Origin of the sequence: Sphingobium phenoxybenzoativorans, assembly GCF_018286635.1 — a bacterium.
GTDB lineage: Bacteria > Pseudomonadota > Alphaproteobacteria > Sphingomonadales > Sphingomonadaceae > Sphingobium > Sphingobium phenoxybenzoativorans.
Genome location: NZ_CP073910.1, coordinates 941550 through 964142, shown reverse-complemented (window position 1 = coordinate 964142; position 22593 = coordinate 941550). Strand labels below are relative to the sequence as shown.

Genomic DNA, 22593 nt, shown 5'->3' with positions numbered 1-22593 from the left:
TCTTGTTCCGTCACAATGTCGCGCTGAGTCTTTGCCAGTCGGAGCGCAACTCCTCTCTAAACCTTTCGTCGGCGATAGCGATGAGCGCTTCCGCGCGTTCCGCCATCGAGCACCCCCGCAACCTGGCAACGCCATGCTCCGTCACCACGACATCCGCGTCGGCGCGGCCAAGGGAAATTGTCGGGCCGTCAAGCCGGGGTACGATGCGAGATATGGTTCCCCCCCGCGCTGTGCTCGGCATCAATATCATCGCCTGTCCGCCGGGAGAGGCAAGGGCCGCCCGCACAAAGTCAGGCGCACCGCCAACGCCACTGAACATCCGTCCGCCCTGCCACTCAAGATTGACCTGACCAAAAAGATCAATCTCCAGCGCGGAATTAATCGCTGTGAAGCTTGGCAATCCCGCAAGCCTGGACCCGTCATGCGTGGTCAGCGTATCGGCAAATTCGATGAGGTTCGTTTCGGCCAGATAGTCGTAAAGCGCGGTTGTTCCGGCGGCGATGCCCGCGCAATGATCCCGCCCGTCCGCAAGCGCCCCTTTTTCCGCAAGCAATCGGACCCCCTCGGCCGCCATGCCGGAACGCAGCCGCAGATTGCGGTGGTTCGTCAGGGCGGACCACAAGGCGCCTGGCGCACCGCCAATGCCGATCTGCACCGCCGCCCCATCCGGGACAAGCGGAGCCGCCAGTTGCGCGATCGTCTGAAGCTCGCCTGATGGCGGCGCTGACCCAACCTCGACCAAGGGGCTTTCGCAATCGACGATCAGATCGGCTTCGCCCATTTGGATGCGCGGCCCCCGCCGGATAGACGGCATGCGCGAGTTGACGATAGCTACCCGGCGACGCGCCCGCATCCAGGCGATCGGCGAGAAATCTGCCGCAATGCCAAAGGATGCGAAGCCTTGCGCATCCGGTGTCGAGACATGGGCCACGGCCAGGTCCAGAGGCGCTGCATTCCGAAAGTACCGTGCAATCCCGCTATATGATAACGGCATTATCGAGATGCGACCGGCTTCATAAGATGCGCGCAAAAGCGGCTGCATCAAAAATGTCGTGACCCTGGCGTCAGAAGCCATCGCCGAATAATCGAAACGGTTCATGCCGGGCAGCAGGCAACTCAACAGGTGAACGCCGCGCAAGCGTTCGGGGTCAGCCGACAATGCTTCGGCCAACGCAACCACCTCTCCCGTTGCTCCCGGAAGATAGATGGTTTCACCCGGCCGGAACATGTCGAGCAAAGCGCGCATCAGGGCCTTTCGAACAGGGCCGCGATACCCTGGCCGCCGCCGATGCACATGGTTTCCAGACCATAGCGCCCACCCCTGCGATCCAGCTCATGCAGGAGCGTCGTCATTATGCGGACACCAGTTGCACCGATGGGATGGCCAAGAGAGATGCCGGAACCATTGACGTTGATCCGGGAATGATCGTCAAAATCCCACCCCTTCATGACGGCCAGGACCTGCGTCGCAAACGCCTCGTTTATTTCGATCAGGTCGATATCGTCCCAACTCTTGCCAGTGCGCGCGAACAGGCGCTCCACCGCAGGAACCGGCCCAATCCCCATCCGTGCGGGATCGCAACCGGCGGCCGCCCATCCGGCCAGATAGGCCATCGGCTCCAGCCCCAGCTCGGCAAGCTTGTCCTCCGCGACTATCAGGCATGCGGCGGCGGCGTCATTTTGCTGGCTACTATTGCCAGCCGTTACCGTGCCGCCTTTGATCAGCGGGCGCAGCGCCGCCAGCGTTTCTGCGGTTGTCTCCACCCTCACGCCTTCATCGCGAGCGAACAGCGCCGGATCGCCCTTTTTTTGCGGAACGGGAACAGGCACGACCTCTGCGTCAAAATATCCGCTGGCCCACGCCGCCGCCGCCCTGCGCTGGCTCTCCGCCGCAAACGCATCGGCCGCCTCCCGGCTGATCGCATAATCCGTCGCCAGATTTTCGGCGGTCTCGATCATTCCCGATATGACACCGAAGCGTTCAACGGGCTGCGAACGCTCCCGCCCACGATCCAGCCTATCATATAGTTGAACCGTGCCAGCCCGCGCCCCGCCGCGCATGGACGTGGTATAATATTCGATATTGCTCATGCTTTCGACGCCGCCCGCAAGCACCACATCGGCTGCGCCCGTCTGCACCATCATCGCAGCATTCACGATCGCCTGGAGGCCGCCGCCACACCGGCGATCCACCTGGGAGCCCGGCACGGTGATCGGCAGGTCCGCCGCAAGCGCCGCCCAACGGCCAATACAGGGCGCCTCGCTATTGGCGTAGCTCTGCGCGAAAACGACGTCATCGATCCGCTCTGGATCGACCCCCGTGCGGGCAACCGTCGAACGAATGATGTGCGCAGCCAGCCGCTCAGCCGGAAGCGGAGACAGGGTACCCAGAAATTTCCCGACCGGCGTTCGAACCGCCCCAACGATAGCCGCCCGTCTCATACCACTCCCGCGCATCATTGCATGTAATCAACGCCAGGATGGCATTGAGCTCTGGACTGCACTATAGACTCATGCCAATATTGCATGCAATAAAAGTTTGGCACGGAGAGAGATATGGCGACCGACGCGTTGACGCTTTTCATGGACCATAAGGAAATAGAGGACAAGGTGGGGCTTTGGTGCCGCATCGTCGATACACACGCCATGAACCGCATGGGCGAGGTATTCGCGGACGACATATTCTGGGATTATGGCAAGGGCACCACTGAGCAGGGCCTGAAGAACATAACCCACCGGATCGAGGCGCATCTGGTGGACACGCCAAACTGCAGCGCGACGCAGCACCGCTTGGCCAATATGCGCATCGACGTAAATGGCGATGAAGCCGAAAGCGAAGCCTATTTCGTGGGCGTACATGCGGGCGCTGGCGAATATGAAGGCAAGACCCTCCTGCAATGGGGCAATTACAACGATTTCTGGAAACGGACGCCGGACGGATGGCGGATCAGCCGGCGCATCTATCGCATCGATATCTCCGACGGCCCGATGGGCATCGTCTATGGCGGCGCAACGGCCGACATGTGGCAGGCCGGCGACGATCGCCGCGTGGGCCGCTGAACAGAATATAGGAAAAGGGACAGGATATGAGTTTTTCGGGCAAGGTGGCGCTGGTCACTGGTGGCAGTTCAGGCATCGGCGAGGCAACCGCCATACGCTTTGCGCAGGCGGGCGCACGGGTCGTGATCACCGGGACGCGCGCCGATGTTGGCGAAGCGAAAGCGGCGGCTTTGCGCGACGCAGGACATGAAGTGCAATTCGTCGCCGGGGATGTGTCGCAAGAAGCCGACGTCAAAGGCTGGGTTGACGCAACGCTCGACCATTATGGGCGGCTCGATTTCGCGGTGAACAGTGCGGGCGTATACCAATATGAAGCCGGTACGATCGTCGACATTGCGTCTGACTATTGGGACCGCCTGATCGCGATCAACCTGCGCGGCATCTATCTTTCAATGAAATATGAAATTGCGGCGATGCTCCGTTCCGGCGGTGGGTCCGTGGTTAATGTGGCGTCGGGCGCGGGGCTCAGGGCGGTGCCGATGGCATCGGCCTATGTGGCGGCCAAGCATGGCGTGATCGGGCTCACAAAAACGGCGGCTGTCGATTTCGGATCGCAGAATGTGCGCGTCAACGTGATCTGTCCTGGCCTGGTCAAAACAGGAATGACCACATTCCTCGACCAGATAGAGCCAGAAGTCGCCTCCCAATATTACAAGGCAAACGCCATGGAGCGCATCGGCCTGCCGGAAGAAATCGCGGACGCAGCGGCGTGGCTCTGCTCGCCGGGCGCTTCCTTCACCACCGGCCTCATCATGCCAGTCGATGGCGGCTACAGCGTCAAATAAGCAAGGATCGCACCATGGGCACTATCGATACGCAGACCCTGATCGACCGCGCGATGATCTCCGATCAGGTTTATCGTTACATGAAGGGTCTGGACACGCGCGACTTTGACCTCGTCATGTCCGTACTTTCCCGGCCTTTTCATATGCAGGCCAATCAGCTCGGCATAGACCGCGAGATGATGCCGGAGGAATATGTCACCAAGCTGGGGCCGAAGAAGTTCCTGCCCGGCTTCGACGTGACCGTTCACATCAGCACCAACCATCTGATCACAGTCGATGGCGATACGGCGCATGTGGAGACCAAGCTCTACGCCTGTCATTATATCCAAGAGGAGGATAGCGGCGACCGCAGGAATATCGGCGGAAACCGCACGCCTGGCGTCAATATCCACTGCAACAAGCAGATGCCATGGGAAGGGTGGCTCACGCGCCAGCCCGATGGCGGGTGGCTGTTCCACAAGGTCCGCATGGGTACCTTCGCCAGCGAAGGCGACACGACGGCCTTTGACATTTCGCTCCAGCGCTCAGGCCATCTCGTATGAATGCCCATCCGGCAGAAGTGCCATCATCGGCGCAACTGCCGGACCGGCTCGCCATCCTCAATCTGCTGGGCATTTACTCCGCCTATGCCAATGACGGCGATCTGGACGGATGGGGAAGCCTGTTCGCGGATGACGCGATCTTCGAAATCCATTTGCCGGACGGAACCTACCCGGTCGACAAAGCCACGCTGCTGGCTGGGGAAAAGCATATTTTCCAGCTCTACCGGGACCGCAAGGCCAACCCTGCCAGCGGCGAACGGCGGCTTTTCCTCTTTTCAAACCCCTATGTCGCTCGCCAAGATATCAGCGACGCCGATGTCGGCGTGACGATGACGCTTGTCCGCACTAGCCCGGATGGTCCCCATCCGCATATCGAAGCAACGGGAACCTACACGGGCACATTGGTAAAGCGCGAAAATATATGGCTTATCCATCGCTGGCGCGTCCAAACGGACCGGACGCCTGAACCGATGCAGGATGGCCCGGCCCATCCCGACGCAGCATGGGAAAATTGACGCGACCGCATCAATATATCGGCCTAGCCACCCTCAACCGTTTTAGCGAACCTCCGCACATCCATTCTGGATGACGGTTGCATTCCGCGCTTTGACCCGCGCCTGGAACGACACGAGGTCGCCGTCGCGCCACAGATCGACGGTCACAACATCCCCCGGATAGACAGGTGCGGAGAAACGCAGCTTGTGGCTCACCATCCGTTCCGGCTCGAATGCCGCATAATGCTGCAGGACAGCTCTGCAGCAGATGCCGAAGGTGCAAAGCCCGTGTAATATGGGCCGCTCGAACCCCGCCCGGCGCGCAGCCTCTGGATCGGCATGCAGGGGATTACGATCCCCCGCCAGACGATAGAGCAGCGCCTGATCGGCGCGCGTCACATAGTCCACGGATTTGTCGGGCGGCCGGTCCGGCACGATGTGAGGCGCAGCGCCTCCCGTTGCCGGGCCTCCAAAATGCCCGTCAGCGCGCGCGAACCATCCAACCGAAAGCGTGACATAAGGCTCACCAGTCTCGGCATCCCGCAACATGGTTTCGGCCATCAGTATGGCGCCCTTGTCGCCCTTGTCGATGGCGGCGATGATGCCTCCATCCGCCTTCACGCGCGCAGACGCTGGTAGCGGCCTGTGCAGCCGGATTGCCTGCTCCGCATGGACGACCCGGCTATAATCGACACCGGTCGCCGCCAGCGGCGGGTTGGAGCCCCAGGCCGCAACCGTCGCGAAGGACGGAACGACCTTCAGATCCTTCTCATAGACGAAGGCCAATTCGTCCGCGTCCAACGGATCGCCTCCCATGCCTATGCCAAGGGCGTAGAGCATCGCGTCACGATCGCTCCAGGCAAATTCGCGATCGGGGGATCGGACTTTCAACAATGCTTCATAGGGAATCACGGGCATCTCCTGACGCCTCGTTTATGCCCTCATTGCATGCAATTCAATGCATCAGGCGGCCTGATCTTCTTCTTCCGCCTGATTGGATACAGCCTCGAAAGCACCGCGGAGCAATTCGCGGTTGGCGTATACATGCTCGCGCATCAGGGCCTCCGCCCTCGCCCCCTCGCCGCGCATCATCGCCTCCACGATATGCACATGGTCGTGGTGCGACCGGAGGCGCTGTTCGCGGGTGTGCACCTTCTGGAAGAAATCCGAATCCGGGTTCAGGCGGCTGTCGAAAATGCGGGGAAAAAAGCGGATCTGCCGCATGATCGGATCCAGATGTCTGTTATGCGACGCCTCCAGCAAAGCATAGTGGAACTGGGAGTTCAGTGCCCGCCACGCGGCCTGCTGCGCAGGACCCCATTCAGGTGAGCGGAAGATTTCCTCACCCTGCTCGATAATCTCCAAAAACGCCGCTTTACCGGCATCATCCATGCCTCGTTCGGCAATGACGCGGCAGGCCAGCCCTTCCAAAGTGCCGCGCACATCATAAGCGTCCAGCACATCGCTAAGCTCGACGCTCCGCACGATATAGCCGCGATTGGGGTAGTAAACGAGCAGGTCCTCATTCGCGAGAACGCGCAGCGCATCGCGAATCGGTGTCCTCGATACGCCAAGATCGGAAGCCAGGGTCGCCTCGTGCAGGTGCGCGCCGGGACCATATTTCCCATCCAGAATCCGCTCACGAATCTCTGAGATCACCTGCTCGGTAACCGTTACCATTCCTGTCGTCCCCATTTCTTACAAAGCATCACGAATTTTTCTCAAAACCAAGTTTGCATGCAACCTTGGTTTTCGGTATCAACCTTAGCAGTGGTCGCCGGCAATTGCATCCAAAGAAGAATGCGCCGCGATAAGGCCGCAGTGACGGCGAGTATCAGGAGTGAAGTCGAAATGGCTTGGGACGTAGTTGTAATCGGTTGCGGAGTCGCAGGTTTGTCTGCCGCAGTGACGGCGGCGGAAGGCGGAGCGAAGGTAGCGCTGCTGGAGCGTGCGCCCTATGACGAACGGGGCGGCAATTCGCGCTACACCGAAGCCTGGATGCGCATGAAAACCGAGGACGAGGTTGCGGACGATCTGATCGACCTGTTCCTTGAACGCGGCCATGGCGCGATCGGGCCGGAATTTCTGAAGGAAGTTTCGAACGATTATGAGAACTGGCCGCAGAATGTCCGCGCCTATCCTTTCAACGATCCTGAAATCGTCGGCTCCCTCGCCGAAAATGCGCCGGGCACGATGGCGTGGCTGAAGGAGCATGGCGTCAAGTTCACGTTCCACAGCCCGATGCTGCTGCAGAAAGGCCCCGAACGTATGGGGCCGAGCGGCGGCGGCCTGGCCATTGTGGAAGCGCTGGCGACGTCCGCTGAAAAACTGGGTGTCGAAATCATGTATCAGACGACCGGGCGGTCGCTGTTGCTGGATGACGCCGGGAATATCCGGGGCGTGCGCTGCTGGTCGAAAGAAAAGGGCAATTTCGCGATCGAAACGCCCAATGTCGTGATCGCGTCCGGCGGCTATCAGGGCAATCTGGAAATGATGACCCGTTATGTCGGGCATAACGCGCATCTGACCCGCCCTGTCTCCCCTGGCGGCGTGTTCAACAAGGGCGAAGGCATTGAGATGATGCTGGCCGTCGGCGCCGCTCCGGCCGGACAATATGACATGTTCCACGGTGAGCCGGTCGATCCGCGGTCGCCCAAGCATGAGGCGCTGATCGCGGTCGTGAATTATGGCATCCTCGTCAATGTGCATGGCAAGCGGTTCATGGACGAAGGGTCGAACCGCTATGAATTGATCTATGACGATGTGTCGTGGACGATCATGCGGCAGAAGCTGGGCATCGCGCATCTGCTGTTCGACTCCCGCATGTTCGACATCCCCAATATCCGCACCCGCATCAAGACGGATCAGGAACCGATCCGCGCCTCCTCCATCGCAGAGATGGCCAGCAAGATCGGCGTGCCGGAGCGCGTCCTTATCGAAACCGTGCGCAACTATAATGCTGCTACGGTTGAAGGCGACTATGACACGACGCGGCTGGACGATCTCCATACGCAGGGTCTGGCCCTGCCCAAATCGAACTGGGCGCGCCCGATCGACGAGAGCGATCTCTACGCCTATCCCATCATGTGCGCGAACACCTTCACGTGCGGCGGCGTAAAGATCACCAAGGATGCGCAGGTCGTAAACCGCGATGGTGAACCCATCCCTGGTCTTTACGCGTCGGGAGAGACGGTCGGCCTCTATTATAATCTGTATGTCGGGGCGACGTCCGTGCTGCGCGGGCTGGTGTTCGGGCGTCAGGCGGGCCGCAAGATATGCGAGACGCTTGGAGCGAAGGGCAAGACTACACCGTCGATTGCGGCCTGACGCCGGCGGGGGACGCGTTCGGTGAGATGAAATAACAGGCATCCGCGCAACGGCGGAGGGAGAGACATATGCCGGTTCTGGAAGGGAAAGTCGCGATCATCACAGGTGCGGCGCGGGGTCAGGGCGCTGCGGAGGCGCGGCTGTTCCATGCCGAGGGCGCAAAGGTGGTGTTGACCGATGTGACGGAGGACGGCCGCGCGCTTGCGGACGAACTTGGCGACGGCGCGCTGTTTCTACCCCTCGACGTCGCTGATGAGGCAGCATGGCAAAATGTTGCGCAGCAAAGTGCGACCCATTTCGGCGGAATCGACATCCTGATCAACAATGCGGGCATTACCGGTTATGAGCCGGTCGATGCGATCAGCACGGCGCAGTTGCAGCGTTACATGAACATCCATGTGTTCGGGGCGCTCTACGGAATACAGGCCGTAACGCCCTTCATGGAAAAAGCCGGAAGCGGCGCCATCGTCAATGTGGCGTCGACGGCGGCGCTGCGCGGATATCCCACCTATCTGGGCTATGGCGTCAGCAAATGGGCTTTGCGCGGCCTGACCCGTTATGCATCGCACGATCTGGTTGGACGGAAGATCAGGATCAACACGATCCTTCCCGGCGGTGTGGAAACCCCGATGCTCATGCGCGACGACGCAGGCACGCTCATCGATGCGGCGCGCGCCGCGGTTCCCATGAAGCGCTTTGCGACGGCAGAGGAAATCGCCAAGGTCGCACTGTTCCTCGCCAGCGACGCCTCAAGCTATATGACGGGCGCCGACATGGTTGTGGACGGCGGGCTGAACGCGTGAAACAGCCGCGATGACGGCCGAGGCTATCCTGCAGAGCGCCCATGCGCCTTTGTCGTCACGCCGCCGGCTCAAGGCTATTATTGGCGGGGCGGCGGGCAATTTCGTCGAATGGTTCGACTGGTTCATCTTCGTTTCCTTCGCGATTTATTACGCGCCGATATTCTTTCCGAAGGGCGACCTGACGGTTCAGCTTCTTCAGTCCGCAGCGGTGCTTGCTCTGGGTTTCGTAGTGCGGCCGCTCGGCGCATGGCTGTTCGGCCTCTATGCTGACAGGCGTGGACGGCGGGCCGCGCTCAGCCTGTCGGTGGGATTGATGTGCACCGGATCCTGCCTGATCGCGCTGACGCCGGGACATGCTGTAATTGGCGCGTTCGCCCCCGCCATCCTGCTTACCGCACGTCTGTTGCAGGGCCTGAGCGTGGGCGGGGAATATGGCGCAAGCGCCACCTATATCAGCGAGATGGCCGGTAGCGGCAGGCGCGGCTTCTGGTCGAGCTTCCAATGCGTGACTTTGGTGCTTGGGCAATTGTCCGCGCTGTGCCTGCTGATGCTGCTCCAGTCGCTGCTCAGCCCGGAAGCGCTGGCCAGTTGGGGATGGCGGCTTGCCTTCCTGCTGGGAGCAGCGCTGGCGGTCGTCGTATTCTGGATCCGGCGGGGCCTGGACGAAAGCCATTCATTCCGCGCGGCAGAGCCGGACAAGGTGCAAAATCGCGCCGCGCGCCATCTCCTGACTGAACATCGCAAGGCTACCATCCTGGTATTCGCACTGACGGCCGCAGGCAGCACCGGCTTCTATGTCTTTATCGGCTATATGCAGAAATTCCTGGTGAACACATCCGGGTTCACTGCGCCGCAGGCGACCGCCATCATGGCCGTCGCGCTGGTGATATTCCTGCTTGCACAACCCCTGTTCGGCCTGCTGTCCGACATCATAGGCAGGCGGCGTTCGCTCATCATGTCGTTCGGCGCGACGGCCCTGTGCACTGTCCCCGTGATGCAGGCGCTGAGCACGGCGCGCCATCCGGCGGAAGCATTCGCGCTCATCCTTGTGCCGTTGCTGCTTTTCTCCGGCTACACCGCGATTGGCGCGGTCGTGAAGGCCGAACTCTACCCGGCCCATATCCGCGCACTGGGGGTCGGCCTTCCCTATGCGCTGGCCAACGCAATGTTCGGCGGAACGGGCGAGTTTCTCGCTTTATGGTTCAAGCGCGTCGGGCGTGAGGACATGTTCTTTTACTATCTGGCCGCCGTGATGCTGGCGGGTCTCATCGTGGCGCTGCTCCTGCCGGAGACGCGCGACCACGGCCTTATCGAGGATTGAGGATATGCTGATGAAAGCAGATCGGTTGGGGCGGTTCCTGCCCGGCGTGGCGGCGATGGCGATGGCCATTGCGGCTCTGGGCGGATGCAGCGGCAGCCCTGCAATCGACCCCGCCGGTGATGGCGGCATTGGCCTTTCGCCGAATGACTGGCCTTCCTATGGCCGGACGGCAGGCGAACAGCATTACAGCCCACTGGAACAGATCAACACCGGCACCGTGGACAAACTCGGTCTGGCCTGGTCATTCGACCTGCCCGCCGCGCACAGCCTGTCTCAGCCTATAGAGGCTGACGGCATTGTCTACACCGCGACCGGCCACAGCTACCTCCGCGCCTTTGAGGCTACGACCGGCAAGCTGCTGTGGGAATATGACAGCAAGGCCGCGGAAAAGTCGGGCAAGAAACTGCGCCAGGGTTATGGCAGCCGCGGGATCGCCTATTGGGGCGGCATGGTCTATCTGCCGACCCATGACGGCCGCCTGATAGCGCTCAATGGCAAGACCGGTGCGGTCATGTGGACAGCGATGACGACCGACCCCGCCGACAACCGTTTCATCACGGGCGCGCCGCGCGCATTCGACGGCCGCGTTATCATCGGCCATGGCGGCGCGGACGGCGGCGGCGCGCGGGGTTATGTCACCTGCTATGACGCCAAGACGGGCAAACAGCTTTGGCGGTTCTTCCTGGTGCCCGGCAATCCGGCGGTGGACCATGACGAAACCACCCAGATCGCGGCCCGCACCTGGAAGGGCGAATGGTGGAAGGAAGGCGGCGGCGGCACCGCATGGAATTCCATGATCTACGACCCGGAGCTGAAGCGCTTCTATATCGGATCGGGCAACGGCTATCCCTATAATCATGCGCTGCGCAGTCCGGGTGGCGGCGACAATCTGTTCCTTGCCTCAATCGTCGCGGTGGACGCGGCGACCGGCAAATATATCTGGCACTATCAGATCAATCCCGGCGAACAGTGGGATTACAAGACCACGCAGGACATCACGATGGCCACGCTGTCCATCGATGGGAAGCCGCGCAAAGTGCTGATGCAGGCGCCCACCAACGGCTTCTTCTATGTTCTGGACCGGACCACCGGGAAACTGATCTCTGCAGAACCCTATACCAAGGTCACCTGGGCGTCGCGCATCGACCTGAAATCAGGTCGTCCGGTGGAGAATCCCGGCGCGCGCTATCATGAATATGGCAAGCTGTTCGAAATGTGGCCAAGCATCACCGGCGGCCATAGCTGGCTGCCCCAAAGCTACAGCCCCAAGACTGGCCTTGTCTATCTGCCAGTCCTGGAACGCGGCATGATCATCGGCGACCAGGGCGTCGATCTGACGAAAGAGAAGCGCTCTACCCAGCCGGAGAATATCAGCGCGGGCATGGGTATCACGGGCGATTTCCAGCCCAAGCTGAAAGAGGGCAAGAAAGCCTTCCTGAAAGCATGGGACCCGGTAACGCAAAAAGCGCGCTGGACGGTGGCATTGCCCGGCGACTGGCCCGGCGGGACTATGGCGACGGCAGGCGATCTGGTGTTTCAGGGGCGGATCGACAATCGTTTCGCGGCTTATGACGCTGCGAAGGGCACGTTGCTCTGGGCATTCAATACCGAAAGTCCGGTTGTCGCCCCGCCCATCACCTATTCCGTCAATGGCAAGCAATATGTCACGGTGATCACGGGCAGCGGCGGCGCTGGCGGGGGGTATTTCGGCGAGGGCACGAAGTCCTTCAACATCGATTATCGGATGACGCCGCGCCGGGTCCTTACCTTCGCTATCGGGGGCAAGGAGAAGCTGCCCGCCACGCCGCCGCCAACGCCTCCCATCGCGCCGAGCGACCCGGATTTCGTGCCGAATGCCGCCGTCGCGCTACGCGGGAACATCATGTATCACGCCGCCTGCGGCATCTGCCATGGCGGCCGGGGCCTGGCTTCCGGCACGGCGCCGGATCTGCGCGCATCCTCGGTTCCCGCCCAGAAGGAGGCTTTCGACGCAATCCTGCGAGACGGCGCGCTGGTGCCGCAGGGCATGCCGCGTTTCGAGGACATGTCCGATGCGGATCGCGAGGCGGTGCGGCAATATCTGCGCACGATCGGTCAGGAATTGCCGAAGAAATAAGGCTTTAGCGAACGGACCAACCGGCAGGATGTGCTGGCTGGTCCGTCGCAAAGGCCATTTCAGGGAAGGACGTCCGGCCGGTCGTCCAGCCAGTCCGGTTCCCCCACGATGGTTGCGCCACCGTCAACGGGCATGGATATGCCGGTAATCAGGGACGCAGCGTCAGACGCCAGGAAAGCCACGGCTTCGGCCGTTTCGTCCGGCTGTCCGACACGCAATATCGGCATGCGCCGGGCGCAGATGTCGACATAGGATTGCGGAACCTGCGCGAACGCGGCGGTGATCGTCGGGCCGGGCAGCACCGCGTTCACCCGGATATTCTCCCGCCCATAATCCATCGCCATCTGCCGGGTCAGGGCGCATACGCCGCCCTTTGCGGCCTGATAGGCGGCGAAACCCCGGAAGCCCGTTATCGCATGCATGGACGCCGTGTTGACGATCGCGCCGCCGCCGGATGCGCGGATATGCGGGATCGCATATTTCGAGCCGAGATAGACGGATTTAAGCGTGACGTTCTGCGTCCTGTCCCAATCCTCCTCCGCCAGTTGCTCGACCGACCCAAGCACCTGAAAGAAGGCGTTGTTGAACAGGATGTGCAGGCCACCAAAATGATCGGCGGCCTTGTCCATCAGGGCCTGCAATTCGCCGGACTTGCCCACGTCTACGGACAGGGCCAGCGCGCTGCCGCCGTTGTCCCTAATCCGTTTCTCCACGGCCTGGGCCGCGGGAAGGTTGATGTCGGCGACAATGACATCGGCCCCGCGCGCCGCCATCAGTACGGCGGATTCAGCACCGATGCCGTTGCCGCCCCCTGTAATGACGGCGACCTTGCCGGTCAGCGAGAGGCGGTCAAAGCCGCCTGTCACTGAGCCTCGGCCAGCGCGTTGAACTGGTCGCTGATGGTCATCTTGCGGAACACCTCATTGGTGTCGAGGTCCAGCTCCACCCGGCGGCGATGATAGCGCCAGCCCTCATCGGTGCGGCGCAGTTCGTCGATGTACCAGCCGGTCGCGACGAAATCATTCTTCGCCTTGTCCGGCGCGCGGTAGCAGGAGATGAAACGCACTTTCTGAAATGCGGTATCACCCTGAATATCGAGTTCCGTCTCGGTCGTCACATGCACCGTGACACTCGTCGCGGCGGCCGCAGACGCGATCTCCGCCCGCCCCCGATAAATGCGGTTGCCGACGATATTGAATTCGGCGTCCACGGTGTAGAGGCTGGAATAAGCCTGACCGTCGCCAATGTCCGCATAGCGGTTATACAGGGCGTTGAGCTGCCGGATATCGACATAGTCCGACAGATACTGGATGTCATGCGCCACAATTTCTCTCCATATCGCTGTTCTTGATCGGCAGGACGATGGATCAGCCCGCGCGGAACACGATCGATTTCAGATCGGTATAGGCGTCCAGTCCCTCGGTTCCGCTCTCCCGGCCGTAGCCGGACCGCTTGAAGCCGCCGAACGGCGCCGCCGGATGCTTGGCGCCGGGGCCTTCATTATTGACGATGAAGCCCGCATCGAGCTGCAGCGCCATTTCAAAGGCGCGGCCGCGATCCGAGGAGATGACGCCGCCGCCAAGGCCAAATTCGGAATCATTGGCGATCGCCAGCGCCTCCTCATCGGTGTCGAAGCCCATGACGATGCCAACCGGGCCGAATATCTCCTTCCGTGCGATCACCGCGCTATTGTCGACATTGGTCAGAAGCGTCGGCTCGTAGAAAAAGCCCTTGTCCAGATGCGCCGGACGCTTGCCGCCGAATACGACCTTCGCGCCGTCAGCGACCGCCGCATCGACCATGCCCGCGACGCGATCGCGCTCCTTGGCGCGGATCAGCGGACCGACGGTGACGGCGGGATCGCTGGGATCGCCGACATTTGCGGTCGAGGCCATAGCCGTCATCTTCTCAATGAAGGCGTCTTTGATCTTGTTGTGGACGATATGCCGCGTGAACAGGCAGCAGCCCTGGCCTGTTTCGCAGGTGATGTTCCAGAAGGCGGAACCCGCCGCGACGTCGAGATCCGCGTCCTCCCGCACGATCAGCGCCGACTTGCCGCCCAGTTCCAGTAGCAACCGCTTCAGCGTGGGCGCGGCCTGCGCCATGATGGCGGAGCCAACGGCGTCCGACCCGGTGAAGCTCACCATGTCGACGCGGGGATCGGTCGTCAGCAACTGCGCAACATCGACCCCGCCCGTCACCACGTTGAACACGCCCGGCGGGAAATCCAGTTCGCGGATGGTTTCGGCCAATATCCACGCCTGGAACGGCGTGTAGGGGGACGGCTTCAGCACGACGCTGTTGCCAGTGATGAGCGCCGCGGAGCTTTTCACGACATTCAGAAAGAAACCCGCATTGAAGGGCGTGATGGCGGCGACGACGCCGACAGGCACGCGCTGCTTGACGCCAGCGCCAAGCACCTTGTCCCCTCCCCAGCCCGGATTGACCATATAGGGCAAGGGCTGCACTTCCTCACGGCGATACGCCTCCTCTATGTCGGCGGCGAGCTGCTGCAGCGGAATGGCGAACAGCAGGCCGGCGGCCTCTGCGCGGGCGCATCCCGCCTCCGCAATGATCATGTCGATGATCTCGTCGCTGCGCGCCATCAGCGCCGTGTGGAGCTGCTCCATCTTGCGCGCGCGGTCGCGGAAGGACATGCGCCGCCAGGGACCGGTGTCGAACGCCTTGCGCGCCGCCGCGATCGCCTTGTCGCAATCCTTGACGCTGCCGACGGTTGCGACGCCATAGACGGCCTCGGTCGCTGGATTGATGATGTCCTCAAACTGCCCGTCAACAGGTTCGGCCCAGTCATTGCCGATGAACGAGCCGGTCATCCGGCGCAGCGTTGGCATATCCATAATCATCCTATCCCAGATTGCGGGGCAGACAGCGGCCTGCCTTCTCGAAGCTGTTTCGAATCCACCATATTACATGCAATAATATGCGTCTAGAGCGAGTTACTCTTGAGGAACCGGATAAAGCAAGCTAGTTTTGCATGCAAAATAGGATTGCAGCACCAAGAGAGGAAATATCATGAGCCATCCCAGCCCCCGTGACGTCGCAACGGGCTTTTTCGAGGATGTCAGCGCGGGCCGCGTCGCCGAAGCATGGGACCGGCTGGCGCCCGATGTCATATATGATGTCATCGCTCCCGCTCCGGTCGGCCGCCGGGTGGACCGCGACGGTCTGGGCGCCATGTATGCCGACGGCGTGATGGCGGCGCTCGCCGAACCGCTGCGGCTGGAGATCAAGGGCGTCACCGCCGAGGGCGAACGGGTCGCGGTCGAAGTGGAATCCCATTCCGTCAACAAGCGCGGCATGATCTACAATAACCGCTACCATTTCCTGTTCGTAATCCGCGACGGCAAGATCGTCGAGGGCCGCGAATATCTCGATTCAGCGCATCTGATCGACATTCTTGACGTATAGTCCAACGGGCCAGCACAGGCTGGCCCTCCTCCAAAACCCCACCGAAAATCCAACGAAGTTGCGGAAGTTGCGGGTTGCCATTGCATCCCGCAACTTTGCGTTTGAGAGGGTGTGCGGCCGGTGAGTCCGGGCGTGCAAAATCAACCGTCATGGCGTGACGAAAATATGCCATTTTGTTGAAACGCAGCATCGCCGATGTCCCCGCGCATCGTTGTACCGAGCGGAGACTAGCGGCCGCGGAGGGGTGTAGGACAGGCCGCGCCAGTATCTCGTCACCCCGGCCCTGAGCCGGGGTCCCGCTGCCTTTTTCATCGTCTAACTGGAAGGGGAAAGCGGGACCCCGGATCAAGTCCGGGGTGACGAAAATCAGAAGTCCGCCTCCCCCCAATACCGGCCGCCCCTACCAGGCCAATGGCAGATGCGTGACAGCGTTGGCCCGGCCCGACTGGACTATCGTATCCTTGCCCGGCGCAATGCCGAAATCGGGAATCCGCGCGAGCCATTCCTGCAGCAGAACCTTGATCTGCACCCGCGCGAAATTTGATCCCAGGCAGCGGTGAATGCCCGCTGCGAAGGTCAGGTGGTTCTTGTCCGGCCGGCGGAAATCGACGGACAGGGAATCCGGGAAACGGCGCTCGTCCAGATTGTAGAGCGCGGTCGGGATCATCACCAGGTCGCGCTCCCGGAATACGACATCGCCGAACGCCATCTCTTTCTTCACCAGCCGGGCGGTGTTGAAGATGCCATGGCGGCGCAGCAATTCCTCCATCGCCTCATCGATCAGCTCAGGATCGTCGACCAGTTGCTGCCGGTGGCCGGGATTGCGGGCGAGGAAGTTCATGAAGAAGCCCATCGACGCCGTGACCGTATCGAGACCGCCGAGCAGCACATTGAGGGAGCAGACGCGCGCTTCGTGCGGCGTGATTTTCCGATCGCCAATATCGGCGTTGACCAGACGGCCCAGGAAATCGTCAACCGGCGTCTGCCGCCGCTCCTCCAGCCGCGCATCGAGATAGGCCTGGACAGCGCCCAGCGCTTTCGAGAATGCCTCAAAATCTCCGCTACGCCCGATGATCTCCACATCCGGCAACAGGACTTCGCTGTCCTCCTTCGGCAAGCCAAGGAAAACCAGGAAATTGTAGATCGGCATGCGGTGGCCGATGGTGCTTTGAAATTCGCATTCCCGGCCGTCGACCAGCCCGTCGATCAATTCGCGGGTCAGCTCCCGCGCCTGCTCCTCGAACGCCCTGATGCGGCGCGGTGAAAGCTCCGGGTTCAGATGCTTGCGGAAATCGCTGTGCATCGGGGGATCAAGTTCCCCTGGGATGAAGCGCGCCTCGCCCGGCTCGCGGAACAGCGCGATGCCGCTGTTCGAGAAATTCTCATAGTCGCGGAATATCTCATAGATATGGTCCGCGCGGGTGACGACCCAATGCCCGCCGTTGCGCGGCGTGTAGAATATCTCCGGCCCGTCGAAATAGCGTTTCCACCCGGCGTGCAGGTCGCCATCAACCGGTTTCACATCGAAGAAATCGAAATCCACGATCCGGTCGGCCGATACATCCGGTAACGGCCATGCTTCTGTCATTGTATGCGTTCCCTTCCCCGCCGCAAATTGGGTGGCCGCGCCGGAGATGATCCGGCGCGGCCACGATATTTTACATCTTGTAGGTCAGACGCAGGCCACCGTAACGGCGATAGTCGCGTCCGAAGTTACCAAACTGCTGACCGATGAAGAAATCGGCCGTGTTGAGGTTCGAATAGTAGAATTTATCGGTCAGGTTCTTGCCGAACAGGGTGAGCGACCAACGGTCGTTCAGATCGCCTACGCCGATCGACGCATCCAATATGCCATAGGACGGATGACGGGTCAGCGGGTCCTGCTGCAACTGATACTGGATGCTGCTGCGCCAGTTGTATGCGACGCGCAGCGACACCTTCAGGCTTTCGTTGACCGGTACGTCATAGGCCGCGGACGACACGACTTTCCACTTGGGCGACCCGATGGCCTGCTTGCCATTGAGGTTCTGAACACCCGCAGCGCCATTCGGACATTCCGCCGTTATCGTCGGTCCGCAGGTGAAGAAGATGTTGTCGCCGCTATAATAGGCGTCGTTATAGACGATGCCGGCGTTCAGGCTCAGCCCGTCAACCGGACGCAGGGTCAGGTTGCTCTCGAAGCCCTTGATCTTCAACGCGCCCGCATTGATCAGGTCAACCGTCACGCCGCCCGTGATCGAGCTTTGCTGGATATTCTTGATCTTCTGCTTGTAGAGCGCGATGTCGAAGGTCAGCAGGCCATCGAAAAGACGCTGTTTCGCGCCGATTTCGAACGCATCGGCGATTTCCGGATCAAGCAGGGCCGTCGCCGCATTATTGGCGGCGCGACCCTGATTGGCGGCTGGCCCCTTATAGCCGCGGTTATAGGATGCATAATAGTTGAGGCCCGGCGCCGGCTTCCACTGGACGCCGATGCGGCCCGAAAGATTATTGTCGGTGCGCTTTGACCGGAAGGTGATGTTGCTGATCGGCGGTGCGCTGTTCGTCACCGTGATCGGATCGAAGAAGCCGGCCGCCGGATTGAAGAATGCGTCGTGATAATAGTCGAGCTGCAACTTTTCATTGGTGTAACGCAAGCCGCCAAAGACATTGATTGTCGGCGTGATCGCATAGGTCACGTCGCCAAAAACGGCGATGGTGTCATCCGACAGCGCCGAATGCAGCGTGTCGCTGACATAGAAAGGCACCCCGGCCAATGTGGGGTCCTGAAGAACGAACGCCCCGTCGAAGATGAAAGGCAGCAGCAACTGCCGCGTTTCATTGTAATTCTGGTAATAGGCGCCCGCGACAATATCCAGGCCGTTGCCGCTATATGCCAGGCGGACTTCCTGCGAGAAATATTTGTAGATCTCGACCTGGTGCTCATCCTCGGTGGCTACATATTGAATGGGGTAGCCCAGCGGATTGGGTGAGAAGCCGCGTCCGGGATTGATGCCGACCGGACCAGTATCGACGTCGATTTCGACGCGGTTGTTGGAATTGCGATAACCGGTGATCGACACAAGATGCAGCTCATCGGTCAGATCGGCATTAAGTTCACCGACCAGGCTGTAGAGCTTGTTCTTGGAATAGGACACCGTGTCCTGGTTCGCCACGTCCACGCCCCAGCCGATCGGCCCGAAAACCGCACGCTGGAAGTCAGAGAGCGGCGGGGAGTTCGGGGTAATGACGAAGTTGTTGCCGAAGGTGCTGTAGCTCTTGTTATAGCTTCCCGACAGCAGCAGGTTGACCGTGTCGGAAAAGTCCAGAAGCAGCTTCGCCTGACCGCCATAGGACCGCTGCCCATGCAGGTCGGGACCGGCGAGATTCTGCACCATCGGGTCCAGATAATGATAATATCCGGTAACGCGCAGGGCGGCCATGTCGGAGACGGGCGCGTTGATCGTGCCTTTCGCGATCACTTCCTCATCGGACGTGCCGGTCAGCTCAACATTCACGCCAAATTCGTGCTTGGGCCGCGCGGAGATGATGTTGACGACGCCCGCCGTCGAGTTCTTGCCGAACAAGGTGCCTTGCGGACCGGACAGGACCTCGATGCGATCAATGTCGGCCAAGTCAGCGATGAATTCGCCCTGGCGCGCCACCGGCACACCGTCAATGACCACGCCGACGCTCGGCTGAATACCACCCTCATTGGCGAGCGAGGCCGCACCGCGGATGACGAGCGATGTCGTCGTCGGGGAATAGCCGGCGGTGAAGTTCAGCGCAGGGGACACCTGCTCCAGGGCGCGGGAGTCCGTGATGCCCGCCTTGGTCAGCGCTTCTCCGGTCTGCGCCTGCACGGAAAGCGGCACGTCGCCCAGGCGCTGTTCGCGACGCTGGGCCGTAACAATGATGTCGCCGGACGTGACGTCATCCGCAGCGGCCTGCTGCGGCGCTGCGTCCTGCGCAAAAGCCGTGCCCCCCAGGGCCGTCGATGTCATGAGAGCGGCAAAGATGATATTGCCGCATTTCCACAGATTGCGATTGCTTTGCATTCAATCCTCCCCTTTAAATTCTTATTTCCGGGTATGTCTCTATATCGCGGCTAATTTTTGCATGCAATATGAATTGCGTGCAAAATGCATCTGTTTTTGCCCTAATAGGCGAATGCTGCGCCATCGCGTGTGACGATGGCGCAGCATTTCAACCGGATTACATCTTGTAGGTCAGGCGCAGGCCGCCATAGCGCTTATAGTCGCGCGTCAGGCCGCCAAACTGCCGGCCGATGAAGAAATCGGCCGTGTTCAGATAGGCATAATAGAATTTGTTGGTCAGATTCTTGCCGAAAATCGTGAGCGACCAACGGTCATTATCGTCGCCCAGCCCGATCGACGCATCCAGGATGCCATAGGCCGGCTCTTTGGTGAGCGGATCCTGATAAAGCTGGAACTGGTTCGAACTGCGCCAATTATAGGCCGCGTAAGTGCGAATCTTCAGCGGCCCTTCCAGGTCAATGTCATAGGTCGCGGACGTCACCACCTTGACCCGCGGCGAGGAAATGGCGCGGCGGCCGTTCAGGTTGATCAGGCCATTTGCGCCGCACTGGCCGACACCCGGCGTCGCCGAAGGTCCGCACGGGAAGAAATTGTCGCCTGAATATTGCGAGTCGTTATAGACCAGCGCAGCATTCAGGGTCAGGCCGTCTACAGGCCGCAAAGAGCTGTTCAGCTCGAAACCCTTGATCTTCAAATCGCCCGCGTTGACGAGTTGCGTCGTGACCGTCCCCGGAAGCACAGCCGTCTGCTGGATATTCTTGATCTTCTGGGAATAGAGCGCGATGTCGATCGATAGCGCGCCGTCGAAGAAGCGCTGCTTCGCGCCGATTTCGAACGCCTCGGCAATTTCCGGCGCGATCAGCGCGTCGGCGGCATTGCTGAGGCCAGTACCCTGATAAGCGGCCGCACCCTTATAACCGCGATTGAAGGACGCATAATAGTTCAGGTTGCGCTGCGGCTGCCACTGGATGCCGACGCGGCCCGAAATATTATTGTCGCTGCGGGTCGCATTGTCGACGTTGAAGGTGCCAACCGGCGGTGCGCTGTTGATCTGCGTCACCGGATCGAAGAAACCGGCGACGGGGTTGAAATAGGTCTGCTTCGCATAGTCGAAATTCAGCTTTTCGTGCGTGTAACGGATACCCGCAAACACCTTCACGGTCGGCACGATTTCATAGGTGACATCCGCGAAGGCGGCGATCGTCTTATCCTTCAGCCGCGACTGGGTGCGCGTGTCGTTATAGAAAAGAACCCCGGCCAGCGACGGATCGGCAAGCGCGAACGCCCCGTCGAAAACGAACGGCAGGATCAGGTTCCGCTTTTCCTCGAAATCCTGGAAATAGCCGCCGACAACGGCGTCAATGCCATTGCCCGTATAGTTCAGCCGGACTTCCTGCGAGAAATATTTATACTGTTCCGGCAGATGGTCGTCATCAAAGGCCACGTAGGAAATCGGATAGCCCAGCGGATTGGGCGAGAAACCGCGACCCGGATTGACGCCGGTCGGCCCGTTATCGACCTCAATCTCCGTCCTGCTGGAGAAATTGCGATAGCCGGAGATGGCGACAAGCGACAGGGAGTCGCTCAGTTCCGAATTCAGCTCCCCGATAAAGGCATAGCTGCGCGACTTGTTATAGGTCTGCGTATCCTGATTGACGACATCGACGCCGCGACCGACCAGGCCCAGCAAGGTCTGGGTCTGCAAGGTGCCGATTGGTTCGGAAATCGGTGTGATGACGAACTGGACGCCGGCCGAGCTGCGCGACTTGTTGTAATTGGCGGTCAGCAGCAGGTTGGTGGTGTCGCTGATGTCGAACAGCAGCTTGCCCTGCATGCCATAGGACCGCTGGCCCCAGAGGTCGCCGCCGGTGCCGAGATTCTCGATCAGCGGGCTGAGATAATGGTAATAGCCGTTGACGCGGGCCGAGACGCGCTCACCCACCGGCACATTCAGCATGCCCTTGGCGATCACTTCCTCGTCGGTCGTCCCGGTCGCTTCGAACGATGCGCCAAAGTCCCTCTTGGGACGGTTGGTGATGATGTTGACGACGCCGGCGGTGGAATTCTTGCCGAACAAGGTTCCCTGCGGACCGGACAACACCTCGACCCGGTCGATGTCCGCCAGATCGACGATAAATTCCGCCTGACGGCCGACCGGCACGTTATCGATGACGACGCCGACGCTGGGCTGGATGCCGCCTTCCTGGGCGAGCGACGCCGCGCCGCGAATGACCACGGAGGTTGCGGTCGGCGTGTATCCGGCGTTGAAATTCACGGCCGGTGAAATCTGTTCAAGGGCGCGGGAATCCGTGACGCCCGCCTGCGTCAGGGTTTCGCCGGTCTTGGCCTGCACGGAGAGAGGCACATCGTTCAAACGCTGTTCGCGGCGCTGCGCGGTGACGATGATGTCTCCGGCGGCGGAACCCTGCGCGTCATCGGCCTGAGGCGCCTGCTGCGTGGCGGCCGGGCTTTCATCCTGCGCCTGCGCCATACCGCAAAAGGCGGTCGTCAGCATCAGCGCAATACCGCCACTGAGGCGCTTACGGCCGATATATGACCTAGGTTGCATTCAATAACCTCCCCATATTCTTCTGAATTGACAATTTATGTCATATTCCACCCCAGTTTTGCATGCAATAGTTATTGCATGCAAAATGAGTCGTCTCGTCCCATTCCCGG

19 protein-coding genes are annotated in these 22593 nt (G+C 60.7%); 9 read left to right on the top strand and 10 right to left on the bottom strand.

From position 1 onward, the window contains the following. Positions 1 to 10 precede the first annotated feature (10 nt). Both KFK14_RS04745 and KFK14_RS04740 read right to left on the bottom strand, forming a co-directional pair. On the bottom strand, positions 11 to 1246 hold the full coding sequence (locus KFK14_RS04745; RefSeq protein WP_212610056.1) for an acetyl-CoA hydrolase/transferase family protein: 1236 nt from the start codon (positions 1244 to 1246) through the stop codon (positions 11 to 13). Continuing rightward, positions 1246 to 2442: an acetyl-CoA C-acetyltransferase gene (locus KFK14_RS04740; RefSeq protein ID WP_212610055.1), complete on the bottom strand. Its 1197-nt coding sequence runs from the start codon at positions 2440 to 2442 to the stop codon at positions 1246 to 1248. The genes KFK14_RS04745 and KFK14_RS04740 overlap by 1 nt, the downstream gene beginning before the upstream one ends. Before the next feature lie 114 nt (positions 2443 to 2556). Here KFK14_RS04740 and KFK14_RS04735 point away from each other — a divergent pair, with 114 nt between their 5' ends. The 4 genes from KFK14_RS04735 to KFK14_RS04720 are packed head-to-tail and all read left to right on the top strand — an operon-like array spanning position 2557 to position 4902. After that, positions 2557 to 3060 (top strand): nuclear transport factor 2 family protein, encoded by a 504-nt coding sequence (locus tag KFK14_RS04735; RefSeq protein WP_070153671.1) that lies wholly within the window; start codon positions 2557 to 2559, stop codon positions 3058 to 3060. A gap of 26 nt (positions 3061 to 3086) precedes the next feature. Further along, the gene (locus KFK14_RS04730) at positions 3087 to 3845 is read left to right on the top strand and encodes a glucose 1-dehydrogenase (protein ID WP_212610054.1); all 759 of its coding nucleotides are present in this window, start codon (positions 3087 to 3089) and stop codon (positions 3843 to 3845) included. A 14-nt stretch (positions 3846 to 3859) separates the two neighbouring features. Beyond that, on the top strand, positions 3860 to 4387 hold the full coding sequence (locus KFK14_RS04725) for a nuclear transport factor 2 family protein (RefSeq protein ID WP_070153681.1): 528 nt from the start codon (positions 3860 to 3862) through the stop codon (positions 4385 to 4387). Beyond that, entirely contained in the window at positions 4384 to 4902 is a 519-nt protein-coding gene (locus KFK14_RS04720; RefSeq protein ID WP_212610053.1) for a nuclear transport factor 2 family protein, read from the top strand. Before KFK14_RS04725 ends, KFK14_RS04720 begins: the two co-directional genes overlap by 4 nt. 42 nt (positions 4903 to 4944) lie before the next feature. Here KFK14_RS04720 and KFK14_RS04715 read toward each other — a convergent pair whose 3' ends face one another. Both KFK14_RS04715 and KFK14_RS04710 read right to left on the bottom strand, forming a co-directional pair. After that, positions 4945 to 5793, bottom strand: coding sequence for a MaoC/PaaZ C-terminal domain-containing protein (locus tag KFK14_RS04715; protein WP_212610052.1), 849 nt, complete (start codon positions 5791 to 5793; stop codon positions 4945 to 4947). A 51-nt stretch (positions 5794 to 5844) separates the two neighbouring features. After that, positions 5845 to 6561 (bottom strand): GntR family transcriptional regulator, encoded by a 717-nt coding sequence (locus tag KFK14_RS04710; RefSeq protein WP_212610051.1) that lies wholly within the window; start codon positions 6559 to 6561, stop codon positions 5845 to 5847. A gap of 57 nt (positions 6562 to 6618) precedes the next feature. Between KFK14_RS04710 and KFK14_RS04705 the strand changes: the two genes are divergently transcribed. The 4 genes from KFK14_RS04705 (at position 6619) to KFK14_RS04690 (ending at position 12448) form a co-directional block, all read left to right on the top strand. Continuing rightward, a complete protein-coding gene (locus tag KFK14_RS04705; protein WP_343227788.1) occupies positions 6619 to 8208 on the top strand; it encodes an FAD-dependent oxidoreductase in 1590 nt (529 codons plus the stop codon). Positions 8209 to 8276: 68 nt separating this feature from the next. Continuing rightward, positions 8277 to 9011, top strand: coding sequence for an SDR family NAD(P)-dependent oxidoreductase (locus tag KFK14_RS04700; RefSeq protein WP_212610049.1), 735 nt, complete (start codon positions 8277 to 8279; stop codon positions 9009 to 9011). Between the two features lie 10 nt (positions 9012 to 9021). Beyond that, positions 9022 to 10332, top strand: a complete 1311-nt coding sequence (locus tag KFK14_RS04695) for an MFS transporter (RefSeq protein WP_212610048.1) — start codon at positions 9022 to 9024, stop codon at positions 10330 to 10332. 10 nt (positions 10333 to 10342) lie between these two features. Then, positions 10343 to 12448, top strand: coding sequence for a PQQ-dependent dehydrogenase, methanol/ethanol family (locus tag KFK14_RS04690; RefSeq protein WP_212610047.1), 2106 nt, complete (start codon positions 10343 to 10345; stop codon positions 12446 to 12448). A 59-nt stretch (positions 12449 to 12507) separates the two neighbouring features. On the opposite strand, the gene KFK14_RS04685 is transcribed toward KFK14_RS04690, so the two are convergent. Genes KFK14_RS04685 through KFK14_RS04675 form a run of 3 tightly spaced genes read right to left on the bottom strand, consistent with a single transcriptional unit; the run spans position 12508 to position 15306 of the window. Beyond that, positions 12508 to 13314 carry an SDR family NAD(P)-dependent oxidoreductase gene (locus tag KFK14_RS04685; RefSeq protein WP_212610046.1) on the bottom strand — a complete coding sequence of 269 codons (807 nt, stop codon included), beginning with the start codon at positions 13312 to 13314 and terminating at the stop codon, positions 12508 to 12510. Further along, positions 13311 to 13772 carry a nuclear transport factor 2 family protein gene (locus tag KFK14_RS04680; protein WP_212610045.1) on the bottom strand — a complete coding sequence of 154 codons (462 nt, stop codon included), beginning with the start codon at positions 13770 to 13772 and terminating at the stop codon, positions 13311 to 13313. Before KFK14_RS04680 ends, KFK14_RS04685 begins: the two co-directional genes overlap by 4 nt. Before the next feature lie 43 nt (positions 13773 to 13815). Then, the gene (locus KFK14_RS04675) at positions 13816 to 15306 is read right to left on the bottom strand and encodes an aldehyde dehydrogenase family protein (protein ID WP_246524882.1); all 1491 of its coding nucleotides are present in this window, start codon (positions 15304 to 15306) and stop codon (positions 13816 to 13818) included. 175 nt (positions 15307 to 15481) lie between these two features. Here KFK14_RS04675 and KFK14_RS04670 point away from each other — a divergent pair, with 175 nt between their 5' ends. After that, positions 15482 to 15877 (top strand): nuclear transport factor 2 family protein, encoded by a 396-nt coding sequence (locus KFK14_RS04670; RefSeq protein WP_212610044.1) that lies wholly within the window; start codon positions 15482 to 15484, stop codon positions 15875 to 15877. Positions 15878 to 16277: 400 nt separating this feature from the next. Here the strand turns inward: KFK14_RS04670 and KFK14_RS04665 are convergent, their stop codons facing one another. From KFK14_RS04665 to KFK14_RS04655, 3 genes are all read right to left on the bottom strand, one after another. Beyond that, entirely contained in the window at positions 16278 to 17465 is a 1188-nt protein-coding gene (locus KFK14_RS04665) for a cytochrome P450 (protein ID WP_212610043.1), read from the bottom strand. 70 nt (positions 17466 to 17535) lie between these two features. Continuing rightward, positions 17536 to 19914: a TonB-dependent receptor gene (locus KFK14_RS04660; protein WP_212610042.1), complete on the bottom strand. Its 2379-nt coding sequence runs from the start codon at positions 19912 to 19914 to the stop codon at positions 17536 to 17538. A 157-nt stretch (positions 19915 to 20071) separates the two neighbouring features. Continuing rightward, the gene (locus KFK14_RS04655; RefSeq protein WP_212610041.1) at positions 20072 to 22483 is read right to left on the bottom strand and encodes a TonB-dependent receptor; all 2412 of its coding nucleotides are present in this window, start codon (positions 22481 to 22483) and stop codon (positions 20072 to 20074) included. Positions 22484 to 22593 lie beyond the last annotated feature (110 nt).